The organism is Streptomyces sp. NPDC005533 (assembly GCF_042871845.1).
GTDB lineage: Bacteria > Actinomycetota > Actinomycetes > Streptomycetales > Streptomycetaceae > Streptomyces.
In genome coordinates this window covers 104,040-119,718 of record NZ_JBIAJH010000011.1, presented here as the reverse complement: position 1 = coordinate 119,718, position 15,679 = coordinate 104,040, and the positions used below count along the sequence as shown (strand labels likewise).

Here is a 15,679-nt window from a genome sequence, read left to right as displayed (position 1 = left end):
GGGATACTGGACGGGCAGACCCAGAGGAAAGGCCACCACACGTGACTGAGATCGAGATCGGGCGCGGCAAGCGCGGCCGCAGGGCGTACGCGTTCGACGACATCGCCATCGTCCCGAGCCGGCGGACCCGGGACCCGAAGGAGGTCTCGATCGCCTGGCAGATCGACGCGTACCGCTTCGAGCTCCCGTTCCTGGCCGCCCCCATGGACTCGGTCGTCTCCCCGCAGACCGCGATCCGCATCGGCGAGCTCGGCGGCCTCGGCGTGCTGAACCTCGAAGGCCTGTGGACCCGGTACGAGGACCCGCAGCCGCTGCTCGACGAGATCGCGGAGCTCGACGAGGAGTCCGCCACCCGCCGTCTCCAGGAGATCTACTCCGCGCCGATCCAGGCGGACCTGATCCGCCGGCGGATCAAGGAGGTGCGCGACTCGGGCGTCGTCACCGCCGCCGCGCTCTCTCCGCAGCGCACCGCCGAGTTCTCCAAGGCCGTCGTCGACGCGGGCGTGGACATCTTCGTGATCCGCGGCACCACCGTGTCGGCCGAGCACGTCTCGGGCGCCGCGGAACCGCTGAACCTGAAGCAGTTCATCTACGAGCTCGACGTCCCGGTCATCGTGGGCGGCTGCGCCACCTACACGGCGGCCCTGCACCTGATGCGCACCGGCGCCGCGGGCGTCCTGGTGGGCTTCGGCGGCGGCGCCGCGCACACCACGCGCAACGTGCTCGGCATCCAGGTCCCGATGGCGACCGCCGTCGCGGACGTGGCCGCGGCCCGCCGCGACTACATGGACGAGTCCGGCGGCCGCTACGTGCACGTCATCGCCGACGGCGGCGTCGGCTGGTCGGGCGACATCCCGAAGGCCGTCGCCTGCGGCGCGGACGCCGTGATGATGGGCTCCCCGCTGGCCCGTGCCACCGACGCGCCCGGCAAGGGCAACCACTGGGGCATGGAGGCCGTCCACGAGGACGTGCCGCGCGGCAAGAAGGTCAACCTCGGCACGGTCGGCACCACCGAGGAGATCCTCACCGGTCCCTCGCACAGCCCGGACGGGTCGATGAACATCTTCGGCGCGCTGCGCCGCTCGATGGCCACCACCGGCTACAGCGAGCTCAAGGAGTTCCAGCGGGTCGAGGTCACCATCGCGGACTCGCAGCACAGCCGCTGACCGCTCCGCCCGTACGCCGGAGGGCCGGCACCCCGTGGGGGGTGCCGGCCCTCCGGCGTACGCGGTGCGGCCCGGTCAGTCGCTGACCTTCTTGGCCGCGCCGAAGGCGGCGAAGCCGCCGATGCCGAGGAAGACGAAGGACATGAAGTCCGCGCTCTCCTTCCAGAGGTCGTTCAGACCGCCGACGCCGACCTCGCTGATGACCTCGCCCACGCCGACGTTGCCGTAGTCGGCGACCGCCAGCGCGATGAAGAAGACCTGGCCGAGGTAAACGGCGCCGAGGGAGAGCACGACGGCGACCACGGGCAGGATCGGGTTGCGGCCGCCCACCTTGCCGGCGGCGAGACCGACGAGGAGGCCGACGCCGATCGCGGCGTAGCCGATCTCGCGGTCGATGGCGTTCATGATGCCGCCGTACGCGGCCGCCGCGACGAGGGCCGCGACGACGGCCGCGACGATGCCGAGACCGAAGTTGCCGGTGCGCGCCGGGGCCGGGGCGGGCGCCGGGCTGAAGGAGTCGGGCGCGGGCGGCGTGAAGTTCTGGCTCATGCGGGAAATCCCCCCCAGGGATTCGTGGGGCACACGTGTCCTGGGGACGTATGTGCGAGATAAGTGACGCCGCAGGCTAGCAGTCCCGTCGGACATTCACAGGGAGGATTTCCCGGCCGTCAGAGGCGGTGGGCCGCGCCCACCGGGCTGGCGCCGCGCGTGTCCAGCAGCAACTGGGCCTTCACGGCAAGACCTTGCAGGTCGTAGGTGCGGTGGTGCTGGAGCAGGATCGTCAGGTCGGCGTTGGCCGCCGCCTCGTACAACGACTCGGCGCGGGGGACCGGCTGGTCCCGGACCCGCCAGCCCGTGATGTACGGGTCGTGGTAGCTGATCAGGGCCCCCAGGTCGAGCAGACGGCTGGCGATCTCGCGGGCCGGGGAGCCCTCCTGGTCGGCGAGGTCGGGCTTGTAGGTGACCCCCAGGAGCAGGACGCGGGCGCCGCGGGCCGACTTGCCGTGCTCGTTCAGCAGGGTGGCCGAGCGCTGGATGACGTACTGCGGCATCCGGTTGTTGATCTCCTGGGCCAGGCCGACCATGCGCAGGGGGTGACCGGGGGTGCGGGTGGTGTGGGGGAGGTAGTTCGGGTCGAGGGGGACGCCGTGGCCGCCGACCCCGGGACCGGGGCGGAAGGCCTGGAAGCCGTACGGCTTGGTCTCGGCGCAGCGGATGACGTCCCACAGGTCGACGCCGAGGTCGTGGCACAGGACCGCCATCTCGTTCATGAGGGCGATGTTGACGTGCCGGTAGTTCGTTTCGAGGAGCTGGACGGTCTCGGCCTCGCGCAGCCCGCGGGCGCGGACCACCTTCTCGGTGAGGCGGGCGTAGAAGGCGTGCGCGGACTCGGTGCAGGCCGGGGTGAGGCCGCCGATCACCTTGGGGGTGTTGGCGATGCCGTGGGTCCGGTTGCCGGGGTCGTGGCGGCTGGGGGAGTAGGCCAGGTGGAAGTCCCGGCCGGCCCGCAGGCCCGAGCCCGCTTCGAGGATCGGGCGCAGGTAGTCCTCGGTCACGCCCGGGTGCACGGCGGATTCGAGGATCACGGTGGTGTGCGGGCGCAGCCGGGCGGCGAGCGCGTGGCCGGCTTCGCCGATGGCGGAGAGGTCCAGTGCGCGGTCGGCGCCGAGCTGGGTGGGGGCGCAGATGACTGCCGTGCGGACCCTGCCGAGCTCGGCTGGGTTGGTGGTCACCCGGAAGCCGGCCGCCGACATGCGGCGGATCTCGGCGGCGGTGAGGGTGGAGTCCGTGACCGGACCGCTGTCGTAGCCGACCGTCTCGATCCCGGCGGCTACGGCCGCCTGGGCGAGTGGGAGGCCGAGATGGCCGAGTCCGATGACGGCGAGATCTGCGGGCATGGGGGTGCCGTCCCTTCCCTGACATGAGGGGGCTGCCGCGCAAGTTCTCCAGGGGGCAGGGGAGCTGGCGCAATGTCAGACTAGGCGTATATATGACAGATATGTCGCATTCCGGGGCGAAGGTCATCGTTGTGTTGTCCACAGGCGGTGGCTGATGTGGGTGCGGGCGGTCAGAATCGTGAAACGGGGGCATGTGAGCGGGATCTCACCCGCACCAACGGGAGGCAGCCGTGAGGACAGCGACACTGGGGCCGGCGCAGCGGGCCGAGGCCCTCGCCCGGATGGCCGAGCGGGAACTGGACGTGCTGGTGGTGGGCGCGGGCGTGGTCGGCGCCGGCACCGCGCTCGACGCGGTCACCAGAGGCCTGTCGACCGGCCTGGTGGAGGCGCGGGACTGGGCGTCGGGCACCTCCAGCCGGTCCAGCAAGCTGATCCACGGCGGCCTGCGGTACCTGGAAATGCTCGACTTCGCCCTCGTACGGGAAGCACTGAAGGAGCGCGGCCTGCTGCTGGAGCGGCTCGCCCCGCACCTGGTCAAGCCGGTGCCCTTCCTGTACCCCTTGCAGCACAAGGCCTGGGAGCGGCTGTACGCCGGCGCGGGCGTCGCGCTGTACGACGCGATGTCGGTCTCCAGCGGGCACGGACGCGGCCTGCCGGTCCACCGGCACCTGTCACGCAAGCGCGCCCTGCGGGTGGCCCCGGCCCTGCGCAAGGACGCCCTGGTGGGGGCCCTGCAGTACTACGACGCCCAGATGGACGACGCGCGCTACGTCACCACCCTGGTGCGCACGGCCACGGCGTACGGGGCGCACTGCGCCAACCGGGCGAGGGTGATCGGCTTCCTGCGCGAGGGCGAACGGGTGGTCGGCGCACAGGTGCGGGACGTGGAGGGCGGCGGTGAGTACGCCATCCGCGCCAAGCAGGTGGTCAACGCGACGGGGGTGTGGACGGACGACACCCAGGCGCTGATCGGGGAGCGCGGGCAGTTCCACGTCCGGGCCTCGAAGGGCATCCACCTGGTCGTGCCCAAGGACCGGATCCACTCCAGTACCGGGCTGATCCTGCGGACCGAGAAGTCGGTGCTGTTCGTCATCCCGTGGGGGCGGCACTGGATCGTGGGGACCACGGACACCGACTGGGACCTGGACAAGGCCCACCCGGCGGCGTCCAGCGCGGACATCGACTACCTGCTGGAGCACGTGAACTCGGTGCTGGCGGTGCCACTGACGCGCGACGACGTCCAGGGCGTGTACGCGGGCCTGCGGCCGCTGCTGGCCGGAGAGTCGGACGCGACGAGCAAGCTCTCGCGCGAACACACGGTGGCGCACCCGGTGCCCGGGCTGGTGGTCGTGGCCGGAGGCAAGTACACGACGTACCGGGTGATGGCGAAGGACGCCGTCGACGAGGCCGTGCACGGGCTGGACCAGCGGGTGGCGGAGTGCGTGACGGAGGACGTCCCGCTGGTCGGGGCGGAGGGGTACCGCGCGCTGTGGAACGGGCGGGCCAGGATGGCGGCCCGGACGGGACTTCACGTGGCGCGGCTGGAACACCTGTTGAACCGGTTCGGGTCGCTGACCGAGGAACTGCTCGACCTCATCGCCGCCGATCCGGGACTGCGCGAGCCCGTGACCGGGGCGGAGGACTACCTGCGGGCGGAAATCGTCTACGCGGCCTCGCACGAGGGGGCGCGCCACCTGGACGACGTGCTGACGCGGCGGACCCGGATCTCCATCGAGACCTTCGACCGCGGGACGCGGTCGGCGCGGGAGTGCGCGGAGTTGATGGCTCCGGTGCTGGGGTGGGACAAGCAGCAGATCGAGAAGGAAGTGGAGCACTACGAGAAGCGGGTCCAGGCGGAGCGGGAGTCGCAGCGCCAGCCCGACGACCAGACCGCGGACGCGGCGCGGCTGGGGGCGCCCGACATCGTTCCGTTGTAACTCCGGAATACGCGAAGGGGAACCGCGGACCCGGGGGGTCCGTCCGTTGCGGAGTGAGGAACAATGAGGGTTCTGCCGGGGCGGGTTATCGCGGGCCCCGGCCGCCGGGTCGTTCAGCCGCCGGGGCAGGCGGAGCAGCGGCAGGATCGCAGAGGGGACGCATGTCGAAGCCGGAGCACACCGAGTCACCTGCGGGGTCGCCTGCGGCGACGCCTGACAGTGCGAAGTCTTCGGCTGGCCGCGCGCCTTCCGGGACGCCTGCCGGGCCGCCTGCGGCGGAGCTCGGCCGTGAGGAGCGGGCCGGCGCGAAGCCGAAGCCGAAGCCGAACCTGAGCAAGGCCGCGCCCGCGGGGGAGCCTGACGACGCGGAGGCCGAGCCCGCGGCGGAACCTGACGACGCGAAGGCCGCGCCTGCCGGGGCGGCGAAGCCGAGCGGTGAGCAGGCCGAGGCCAAGGCCGCGCCTGCGGCGGAGCCTGACGGCGCGAAGGCCGAGCCCGAGGATGCCGAGCCGGCGGTCGCGAAGCCGAAGTTGAGCAAGGCCGTGCCCGCGGCGGCGGAGGTCGAGGACGCGAAGCCCGTGGCCGGGGCGAAGCCGGGGAAGGCCGCGCCTGCCAATCCCGTCGTCGAGAAGGCGGATGCCATGGCGGCCGCCGTCAAGGCCGCGGCGGCCAAGGCGGCCGGCGACGGGCAGGACGAGGGGCGCCTGCTGGCCGGGCGGTACCGGCTGGGAGCCGTGCTCGGCAAGGGCGGCATGGGTACCGTCTGGCGGGCCCAGGACGAGACCCTGGGCCGCACGGTCGCCGTCAAGGAGCTCCGCTTCAGCACCGGCGTCGACGAGGACGAGAAGCGCCGCCTCATCACCCGTACCCTCCGCGAGGCCAAGGCCATTGCCCGAATCCGCAGCGGCGGCGCCGTCACCGTCTACGACGTCGTCGACGAGGACGGCCGGCCGTGGATCGTCATGGAGCTCATCGAGGGCCCCTCGCTCGCCGAGTTCGTACGGGAGAACGGTCCGCTGACCCCCCGTCGTGCCGCCGAGGTCGGCCTCGCCGTGCTCGACGTACTGCGCGCCGCGCACGGCCAGGGCATCCTCCACCGCGACGTCAAGCCCTCCAACGTGCTCATCGCCGGCAACGGCCGTGTCGTCCTCACCGACTTCGGCATCGCGCAGGTGGAAGGCGACCCCTCCGTCACCTCCACCGGCATGCTCGTCGGCGCCCCCTCCTACATCTCCCCCGAGCGCGCCCGCGGCCAGAAGCCCGGCCCGCCCGCCGACATGTGGTCGCTCGGCGGCCTGCTGTACGCCTCGGTCGAGGGAGTGCCCCCGTACGACAAGGGGTCCGCGCTCGCCACCCTCACCGCGGTGATGACCGAGCCGGTGGACCCGCCGAAGAACGCCGGCCCGCTGGCCGAGGTCATCTACGGCCTGCTGGTCAAGGACCCCGCGCTGCGGCTCGACGACGCCCGCGCACGGGCCCTGCTCACCGCCGTGATCAACGCGCCCGAGCCGGTGCCGGCCCCCGTGGCCGCCCCGGCCGCCGCCGAGGAGACCCGGCAGATATCGCTCGCGGACGCCAAGGCGGCCGCGGAGAAGGTCGCCGTGGAGAAGGCGGCCGAGAAGGCTGCCGAGAAGGCGGCGAAGAAGGAACGCGAACGCCGCGAGCGCGAGCAGCGCGAACGCGCCCGCGCCGCACTGAAGTCGGCCCGCAAGGCGGCCACCGCCGCGGCGGCCACGACGGCCGTCTCGGCCGCAGAGCCGCCGAAGGCCAAGCCGTCCCCCGTCGTGGCGCCGCTCACCGACGTCATGCCCCGGCGGACCATCGCGCTCGCGATAGCGGCCGTGGTCGTGGTGCTGGCGGTGGTCGGCTCGCTGATCGCCTACGCCATGAGCGGCGACGACAAGGGTGCCAAGAACGAGGGCAAGGGCGGGCAGCCGAGCGCCTCCGCCCCCAACAAGCAGGAATCACCGAAGCCCTCGGGGAACACCGGCGATACGGCCGGCAACGGCAGTGCGGGCACCGGCACCGGCACCACCACGGGTACGGGCGGCGAGCCCGGCCAGGGCCGGCAGTCCCCGGCCGCCAGCTCGGGGCAGGGCGGAAGCTCGGGCCAGGGCGCCACCTCCGGCGGCGCCGGCGGGGCCGCGCTCCCGGCGGGATACGCCCTGGTGACGGAGTTGGGCTTCCACTTCTCGATGGCGATGCCCGAGGGCTTCAAGCAGATAGACATAGCTGGCGACAACTCCGGCGGCATATACGCCCGTGAAAGCGGCGGTTTCCCGCGGATCCAGGTCGACTACACCGGCAAGCCGGGCGACGACGCCCGCCTCGCGTGGCTCAAGTCGGTCCCCGGCGTGTCCGGCAGCAGCAAGGGATACCGGCAGCTGCGGATCGACGTGGTGGACTACCGCGGCTATCCGACCGTCGCGGACTGGGAGTTCGAGCGCGAGCAGAAGGGGATGACGGTCCGGGTGCTCAACCGCGGCTTCAAGCTGGACGCCACGCACGGCTACGCCATCATGATCAGCTGCGCCGCCGACCAGTGGGACGGCGCCGAGTGCACCCAGATGCGCAACACCGCTTTCGAGACCTTCCAGCCGCTCGGCTGACCCTGGGACGCGGGCGCCCCCGGCGACGTATCGTGTCAGCGGGGCCCTGGGGGGCCCGACGCACTCGGGGGAGGCGATGTGGAGGAGTACGCGGGCCGGATCCTGGCCGGCCGCTACCGTCTGCCGCTGCCGCCGTCCGACGAGTACGAGCTGGTCGAGACCCGGGCCTTCGACACGCGCTCCGGGCAGGAAGTCCTGGTCCGGCAGGTGCCGTTGCCGGAGGTCGTGGACGCGGAGCTGCTGGACGGGCCGCGGCCCGTGCCGGCGGCGGCGCGCCGCTCGCCCGCCGATCTGCCGGCCGTGCGACGCGCCATCGAGGCGGCACAGGCGGCGGCCTCGATCCCGGACCATCCCCGGCTGGACCAGGTCTTCGACGTCTTCGCCGAGGGCGAGTCGCTGTGGATAGTGAGCGAACTCGTCCCCGCCAGGCCGCTGGCCGCACTGATCGCCGACGAACCCCTCAGCCCCTACAGGGCCGCTGAGGTGGCGTCGGACGTACTGACCGCGCTGCGGGTGCTGCACGCGCACGGCTGGACGCACCGGAACATCACCGTCCGGACGGTGCTGGTGTGCGATGACGGCCGGGTCGTACTGACGGGCCTGGCGGCCGGCGCGGCGGAGGAGGCCCTGTGCGGCTACGACCCCGTCCCGAGCGCCGCCGACTCCGACGGCGGAGGGGGCTGGGGGGCCGCGGCCCCCGCCACGCCCCCCGCCCCCGCGCCGACTCCGGATCCGGGGTGGGCGCGGACTCCCGTGCCGGAAGCACCGACGGCCCCCTCCGCCCCGGCGCCGGAGCCCGGGCCCGGGCCGGAGACCTACGCCGGGTACGCCCCTCTCGTGGCTCCCGGGTACGACACCGGGCCCCGGTACACCGATCACATCACCCCGGGCCGACCGCAGGACCGCCCCGACCTCCAGGCGGCCGCGCGGGCCGGGGCCATCGCCGCCTACCGGGCCGGGGCGCGGGCCGCGGCCGCCAAGGTCGGCGAGCAGCGCCAGGGCGACCCCGTCGTCGTGCCGGAGCAGAGGCCGCACGGGTCGACCCTCCCGCAGGGGTACTCGTACCCGTACGGCGGCCCGGAGACGGCCTCCGCCGCCCCCTGGCACGGCGCGACCCCCCGCAACCGCCCGGCGCTGCCGGCCCCGCAGGAACCGGACCCGCAGGCGCCGCAGGAGCAGGAGCAGGAGCCGGAGCAGGGGCAGGAGCCGGAGCAGGCGCAGGAGCCGGCCCGGGAGCCCGCGGCCCCGCAGGAGCCCCCGGCAGGGCCGCGGCCCGGCCCCGGTCCGGAGGCGCACCACCGGGCCGACGCATCCGCGCAGCCGCCCGCGCTGCCCGTCCGACTCGCCCTGCCCCAGGGCTACCACCAGGCCGAAGCACCGAACCTGCCGTCCCCGGCCCCCGCGCCGCTGCCCGCGGATCCCGACCGTCCGCAGCCGGCCGGTCCCGGTCCCGGTCCCGCCGCGGGCGGTTGGGCCGGACCCCGGACCGGGCTGGACGCCGAGCGGGCCCGCCAGACGCGCATGGCCGTCGTCGGCGCCGTCACCGAGCGCTGGGCTCCCGAACAGGCCGGCCCCGTCCTCGGGCACTGGCAGCTGGCGCCCCCCGTCGGGCCCGCCACCGACCTCTGGGCCCTCGGCGCCCTGCTGTACCGCGCGGTGCAGGGGCACGCCCCGTACCCCGAGGACAGCGTCGCCGAGCTCGTCGACATGGTCTGCGCCGAACCGCCCGCCTTCGCCGAGGAGTGCGGGGCGCTGCGCCCGGTCGTGGAGTCGCTGCTGCGTCAGGACCCGACCGAGCGGCCCGACTTCGAGGAGCTCCGCGGCTGGCTGCGCTCGCTCGTACGGTCCGCCCCCGAGCCGGACGCCGGGTTCGGGACGCTCCCGATGCCGGAGCCGGATCCCGCGCGGCTGCCCGTCGTACGCCGCCGCGGCGAGGTCCACGGGCGGCACCGCAATCCCGCGGCCCCCCGCAAGCCGCGCGCCCTCGGCCGGACCCTGCTCGTCGGGATCCTGGTCCTGCTGGCCGGGGCCGTGGCGTACGCGATGCTGTTCCTGCCCCGCTCCGGCGCCCCGGAGCAGCAGGGCGACGCCCGGGGGAGCACCGGGCAGCCGTCGTCGAAGCCGAGCCCCTCGAAGGTGCCCACCGGCACGCCCGAGTCCAGGCCCGCGCCGCAGACGACCGCGCCCGCCGCGTCACCGGCCACCCCCGCCTCCGCCCCGCCCGGCTACACGACGCAGCAGGACCCGGAGCACTTCGAGATCGCCGTCCCCGAGGGCTGGGAGCGGCGCGGGATCAACGAGTCGGGCCAGGTGCGGTACACCAACGGGCCGTTCGTACTGACGGTGGTCCCCGGCCGGGACAAGGTCCAGGGCAATCCCGACCCGGCGGCGTACCAAAAGGACAAGGAGCCGGAGCTGACCCCGTACCGCACGTCCACCTGGTCGACCGTCGGGGACGTGAAGACCACCAAGGTGGGCCAGCAGCTCCAGGCCACGGGCCGGTACACCTGGATCGACGGGACCGGCCGCAACGTCTTCGCCCGGAACTTCGTCGTCGCGCTGGGCGGCAGCTACCACGTCGTCCTGGTCACGGGTCCGGAGGACGAGCAGTCGAAGGTCACCGAGGTCTTCGAAAAGGCCACGACGAGTTACAAGTCGGGCGGATGAGCGGATACTGACGACGGATCAGTACGGCGATTGCGTCACAGTGCGGCCTTTCGGCGGCCGGGCGGTTCCGGCAGCCCCTGTGGGATCCGTAATCTGGCCTGAAGTGCAGAGAGCGGCGGGATTTCGTGGAACAGCAGACAGGTGGGGGCGCCGTGCTGGCGGGCCGGTACCGGCTCGTCGAGCCGATCGGCCGCGGCGGCATGGGCAAAGTGTGGCGCGCGCATGACGAGCTGCTCCACAGGACCGTCGCGGTCAAGGAACTGACGGCGGGTCTGTACGTCGCCCAGGCGGACCGGGACGTCATGCACGCTCGGACGCAGAAGGAGGCCCGGGCGGCGGCCAGGATCCAGCATCCGGCGGTGGTCGTCGTGCACGACGTGCTGGAGCACGACGACCGGCCGTGGATCGTCATGGAGTACATCGACGGCCCCTCCCTCGCGGACGCGGCCAAGGCGGCCGGGCGGATCGAGCCCCGCGAGGCGGCCCGGATCGGGCTGCACGTGCTGGGCGCGCTGCGCGCCGCGCACGCGGTCGGCGTCCTGCACCGGGACGTGAAGCCGGGCAACGTGCTGCTGGCCAAGGACGGCCGGGTGCTCCTCACGGACTTCGGGATCGCCGCGATCGAGGGCGACTCCTCGATCACGCGGACCGGTGAGATCGTCGGTTCCATCGACTACCTGGCTCCCGAGCGGGTCACCGGCGGGATCCCCGATCCGTCCTCGGACCTGTGGTCGCTGGGCGCCACCCTCTACACGGCGGTGGAGGCCCGCTCGCCGTTCCGCCGTACGTCGCCCATCTCCAGCCTGCAGGCCGTGGTGAACGACGAGCCGCCGGCGCTGCGCCAGGCCGGGGCCCTGGGGCCGGTCATCACGGCCCTGCTGCGCAAGGACCCGGTGGAGCGGCCCACGGCCGACGAGGCCGAGCGGATGCTGCTGGAGGCGATGGAGGGCCGGGAGCCGAAGGCGGCGCAGGCGTACGTGCCGACGCGCGCGGTGACCCAGGACGAACTGGCCCCGGCGCAGGAGCCGTCCCCCGAGCCGGCCGCGCCGGCGGAGCGCGGGCAGGCGGCCGCGCAGCCGGCCGTGCAGACGACCTCGCAGACGGCCCCGCTGCCGGAACCCGCCGCGACCGCGCCGGTACCCGTGCCCGCGGACCCGGGGAGCGGCTGGCTCAAGCGGGCCGCGGGCATCGCCTTGGTGGCGGCGCTGCTCGGTGGGGGCGGTGTGTTCGGGGTGCTCAAGTACATCGGCGACGCGGGGAGCGGCGGCGCGGACAAGAACGTCAGCGCCCCCGACGTGAAGGACGGGGGCGGGAAGCCGCAGGCGTCGGCTCCGGCCGGATACACCAAGGTCGTCGACCCCATCGAGGGCTTCACCCTGTTCGTCCCGGAGGGCTGGACGCGCAAGGCGAACGGCGACCAGGTCGACTACACCCCGGACGACGGGAAGCACTTCATCCGGATCGCCTCCGACTCCACGCCGGACTACGGGACCCCGTTGGAGCACCTGGTCGACCTGGAGAAGCAGGTGGCCAAGCGGACCGACTACAAGAAGGTCCGGATGAACCAGAACACCTTCCGGGACAGCACCCGGGCCGCGCTGTGGGACTTCAGCTGGACGGAGAAGCAGAACCACCCCGGTCCGCGCAGGGCCAAGGAGCAGATGTACGTGGCCCAGGACGGCACGGAGTACGCCATCTACATGTCGAGCCCGATCGCCGACTGGGCCACGACCGAGCAGCAGTTCGACATCGTGCTCAGCGGCTGGGAGCCGCCCGCCCAGAAGCCCTGACCCCGTCACCCTGCCAGCGATCACTGGCGGAAATGGCAAAATCCGGTTACCGGCGGGTACCCAAAGGCGGTCCGGCGCAATACGCTCACCGGCATGACGGACTCGCAGGCCCCGGCCCCCCTCCGCACCGCACCGGAACCCACCAACCCGGTCGCCCCCGCCCCGGCCGGTGCCCGCACCGCCGCCGACGTGGTGACCCCCGATCTGGTCGCCCGGCTGACCCGCGGAGTGCTCGGCTCCGGGCGCACCGCCAACCACACCCCCTTCACCGGGGACCGGCTGGCGGAGCTTCCCGAGGCCACCCCCGAGGACGTGGCCGAGGCCTTCGAGCGGGCCCGCGCCGCCCAGCCCGCCTGGGCTGCCGTCCCCGTCGCCCGGCGGGCGGCCGTGCTCCTGCGCTTCCACGACCTGGTCCTGGACCGGCAGGCCGAGGTCCTCGACCTGATCCAGCTGGAGACCGGCAAGGCCCGCCTGCACGCCCACGAGGAGGTCCAGGCGGTCGCCGTCTCGGCCCGCCACTACGGGCGCAAGGCCCCCCGGTACCTGCGCCCCAAGGGCCACACGGGCGCCATGCCCACCCTCACCAAGGTCACCGAGCTGCGCCAGCCGCGCGGGGTCGTCGGCCAGATCGCCCCCTGGAACTACCCCCTGGAGCTGTCGGTCGGCGACGCCCTGCCCGCCTTCGTCTCGGGCAACGCCCTCGTCATGAAGCCCGACACCGAGACCGCGCTGACCGCCCTGTGGGCCCGCGACCTGCTCATCGAGGCCGGGCTGCCCGCCGACGTCTTCCAGATCGTCCTCGGCGAGGGACCCGTCGTCGGCCCCGAGGTGGTCCGGCACGCCGACTACGTGTCCTTCACCGGCTCCACCCGCACCGGCCGCGAGGTCGCCCGGGGCGCGGCCGACCGCCTCGTCGGGGTCTCCCTCGAACTCGGCGGCAAGAACGCCATGCTCGTCCTGCACGACGCCGACGTGGAGAAGGCAGCCGCCGGCGCCGTCCGCGCCTGCTTCTCCTCCGCCGGCCAGCTCTGCATCTCCATCGAGCGGCTCTACGTCCACGCCTCGATCGCCGACGCGTTCGTCGAGCGGTTCGCCGCCCGCACCAAGGCCATGCGGCTCGGCGGCTCGCTGGCCTACGGCGCCGACATGGGCTCCCTGGTCGGCGAGCGCCAGCTGGAGACCGTACAGCGGCACGTGGACGAGGCCGTCGCCAAGGGCGCCACCCTCGTCGCCGGCGGCACCGCCCGCCCCGACATCGGCCCCCTCTTCTACGAGCCCACCATCCTCGACGGGGTCGAGGCGCCGATGGCGGTGTGCGGCGAGGAGACCTTCGGCCCGGTCGTCTCGATCTACCGCTTCACCGACGAGGACCGGGCCATCGCCGAGGCCAACGCCACCGCGTACGGCCTGAACAGCAGCGTCTGGACCAAGGACGCCCGCCGCGGCCACTCCGTCGCCGCCCGCCTGCGCACCGGCACCGTCAACATCAACGAGGGCTACGCCCCCGCCTACGGCAGCGCCCAGGCCCCCATGGGCGGCATGAAGGACTCCGGCCTCGGCCGCCGCCACGGCTCCGAGGGCATCCTCAAGTACACCGAGGCCCAGACCGTCGCCCACCAGCGGCTGCTCCCCATGGCGCCCTCGCTGGGCATGGACGACGAGAAGTACGCGGCGTTCATGACCCGCAGCCTCAAGATCATGAAGGCCCTCCGACTGCGCTGAAAGGGGTATCCGTGTCGCACGACGACGCATCCGACGCCGCATACGACTACGACGTCATCGTCATCGGATCGGGCTTCGGCGGCTCGGTCTCGGCCCTGCGCCTGACCGAGAAGGGCTACCGGGTCGGCGTCCTGGAGGCAGGGCGCCGCTTCACCCGCGAAAGCCTGCCGAAGAACAGCTGGGACCTGCGCAACTACCTGTGGGCCCCCGCCCTCGGGCTGTACGGGATCCAGCGGATCCACCTGCTCGGCAACGTCATGGTGCTCGCCGGCGCCGGCGTGGGCGGCGGCTCGCTCAACTACGCCAACACCCTGTACGTGCCGCCCACCGCCTTCTTCGAGGACCGGCAGTGGGCGTCCATCACCGACTGGCGCGACGAACTGGCCCCGTACTACGACCAGGCCCAGCGGATGCTCGGGGTGCGCCTCAACCCGACCATGACCCCCTCCGACGTCCACCTCAAGGCCGCCGCCGAGCAGATGGGCGTGGCGGACACCTTCCACATGGCCCCGGTCGGCGTCTTCTTCGGCGACGGGGACGACGCCGAGGGGCACGTGAAGGCCCGTCCCGGCCAGGAGGTCCCCGACCCGTACTTCGGCGGCGCCGGACCCTCCCGCAAGGCCTGCACCGAATGCGGCGAGTGCATGACCGGCTGCCGGCACGGCGCGAAGAACACCCTCAACGAGAACTACCTGCACCTCGCCGAGCGCGCCGGCGCCGTCATCCACCCCATGACGACCGTCACCGCCCTGGCCGACCACACCGAGGGCGGCTACCGGGTCCGCACGGTCCCCACCGACGGCCGCCGCCGGGGGAAGGCCAGGGTGCTGCGCGCCCGGTACGTGGTCGTCGCGGCGGGCACCTACGGCACGCAGACCCTGCTGCACACGATGAAGGACCGCGGCGAGCTCCCGCGCCTGTCCGAGCGGCTCGGGGAGCTCACCCGGACCAACTCCGAGGGCCTGGTCGGCGCACAGACCGACGACCGCCGCTACCGCCGGCGGCACGGCGACGGCCCCGGCACGGCGCGGCGGGCCGACTTCACCCGGGGCGTGGCGATCACCTCGTCCGTGCACCCCAACGCGGACACCCACATCGAGCCGGTCCGCTACGGCAAGGGCTCCAACGCCATGGGGTTCATGACCATCCTCCAGGTCCCCCACAGCAGGCACCGGGTCCGCGCCTGGCTGGCCAGGACCGCGAAGCACCCCGTACAGCTGGCCCGTTCGCTGTCCAACCGGCGCTGGTCGGAGCGGACCATCATCGGCCTCGTCATGCAGTCGCTGGACAACTCCCTGACCACGTACCGCAAGCCCGGTGGGATCGGCAAGGGCCTGCTCACCGCCCGCCAGGGCCACGGCGCCCCCAACCCGGTGCAGATCGAGGAGGCCACCCGGGCCGCGACCCTGCTGGCCGAGGAGATCAACGGCTTCCCGGGCAGCAACATCGGCGAGCTGATGGGGACCCCGCTGACCGCGCACTTCCTCGGCGGCTGTCCGATCGGGGCGTCGGCGCAGGAGGGCGTGGTGGACCCGTACCACCGGCTCTACGGGCACCCGGGCATCTCGGTGGTGGACGGCTCGGCCGTCTCCGCGAACCTCGGGGTCAATCCGTCGCTGACGATCACGGCACAAGCGGAACGGGCGATGTCGTACTGGCCGAACAAGGGCGAGCGGGATCCGCGGCCCGAACAAGGGGCGGCGTACGTCCGCCTGGAGGCGGTGGAGCCGGCCCGGCCGGCGGTCCCGAAGGAGGCCTTCGGCGCGCTGCGCCTGCCGTTCCTGGGGGTTCCCGAGGTCCCGCCGCGCCGGTCATGACAGCGGCGGGCACCGCGCTCCCCCTCCGAGCGCGGTGCCCGCCGCGGTACATAGGTGACAGATGTTCAGCCTT

At 73.2% G+C, this 15,679-nt stretch carries 9 protein-coding genes; 7 read left to right on the top strand and 2 right to left on the bottom strand.

Translation table 11 applies throughout. The annotated features are described in order from the left end of the window. Positions 1-41 precede the first annotated feature (41 nt). Complete coding sequence (locus ACFYP3_RS13835; RefSeq protein WP_388831324.1) at positions 42-1,166, top strand: GuaB3 family IMP dehydrogenase-related protein; 1,125 nt, start codon at positions 42-44, stop codon at positions 1,164-1,166. 75 nt (positions 1,167-1,241) lie between these two features. On the opposite strand, the gene ACFYP3_RS13830 is transcribed toward ACFYP3_RS13835, so the two are convergent. Together ACFYP3_RS13830 and ACFYP3_RS13825 are read right to left on the bottom strand one after the other, a co-directional pair. Beyond that, a complete protein-coding gene (locus tag ACFYP3_RS13830; protein ID WP_388831322.1) occupies positions 1,242-1,715 on the bottom strand; it encodes a hypothetical protein in 474 nt (157 codons plus the stop codon). Positions 1,716-1,834: 119 nt separating this feature from the next. Next, positions 1,835-3,064, bottom strand: a complete 1,230-nt coding sequence (locus ACFYP3_RS13825) for a nucleotide sugar dehydrogenase (RefSeq protein ID WP_030710418.1) — start codon at positions 3,062-3,064, stop codon at positions 1,835-1,837. 230 nt (positions 3,065-3,294) lie between these two features. Between ACFYP3_RS13825 and ACFYP3_RS13820 the strand changes: the two genes are divergently transcribed. The 6 genes from ACFYP3_RS13820 (at position 3,295) to ACFYP3_RS13795 (ending at position 15,606) form a co-directional block, all read left to right on the top strand. After that, a complete protein-coding gene (locus tag ACFYP3_RS13820) occupies positions 3,295-5,001 on the top strand; it encodes a glycerol-3-phosphate dehydrogenase/oxidase (RefSeq protein WP_388831320.1) in 1,707 nt (568 codons plus the stop codon). Between the two features lie 161 nt (positions 5,002-5,162). Then, entirely contained in the window at positions 5,163-7,610 is a 2,448-nt protein-coding gene (locus tag ACFYP3_RS13815; RefSeq protein ID WP_388831318.1) for a protein kinase, read from the top strand. Positions 7,611-7,688: 78 nt separating this feature from the next. Further along, entirely contained in the window at positions 7,689-10,277 is a 2,589-nt protein-coding gene (locus tag ACFYP3_RS13810; protein ID WP_388831316.1) for a protein kinase, read from the top strand. A 125-nt stretch (positions 10,278-10,402) separates the two neighbouring features. Beyond that, the gene (locus ACFYP3_RS13805; protein WP_388831314.1) at positions 10,403-12,067 is read left to right on the top strand and encodes a protein kinase; all 1,665 of its coding nucleotides are present in this window, start codon (positions 10,403-10,405) and stop codon (positions 12,065-12,067) included. 93 nt (positions 12,068-12,160) lie between these two features. Then, positions 12,161-13,789 (top strand): succinic semialdehyde dehydrogenase, encoded by a 1,629-nt coding sequence (locus tag ACFYP3_RS13800; RefSeq protein ID WP_388831312.1) that lies wholly within the window; start codon positions 12,161-12,163, stop codon positions 13,787-13,789. A gap of 11 nt (positions 13,790-13,800) precedes the next feature. Beyond that, on the top strand, positions 13,801-15,606 hold the full coding sequence (locus tag ACFYP3_RS13795; RefSeq protein ID WP_388831310.1) for a GMC oxidoreductase: 1,806 nt from the start codon (positions 13,801-13,803) through the stop codon (positions 15,604-15,606). The last annotated feature ends 73 nt before the right edge of the window (positions 15,607-15,679 follow it).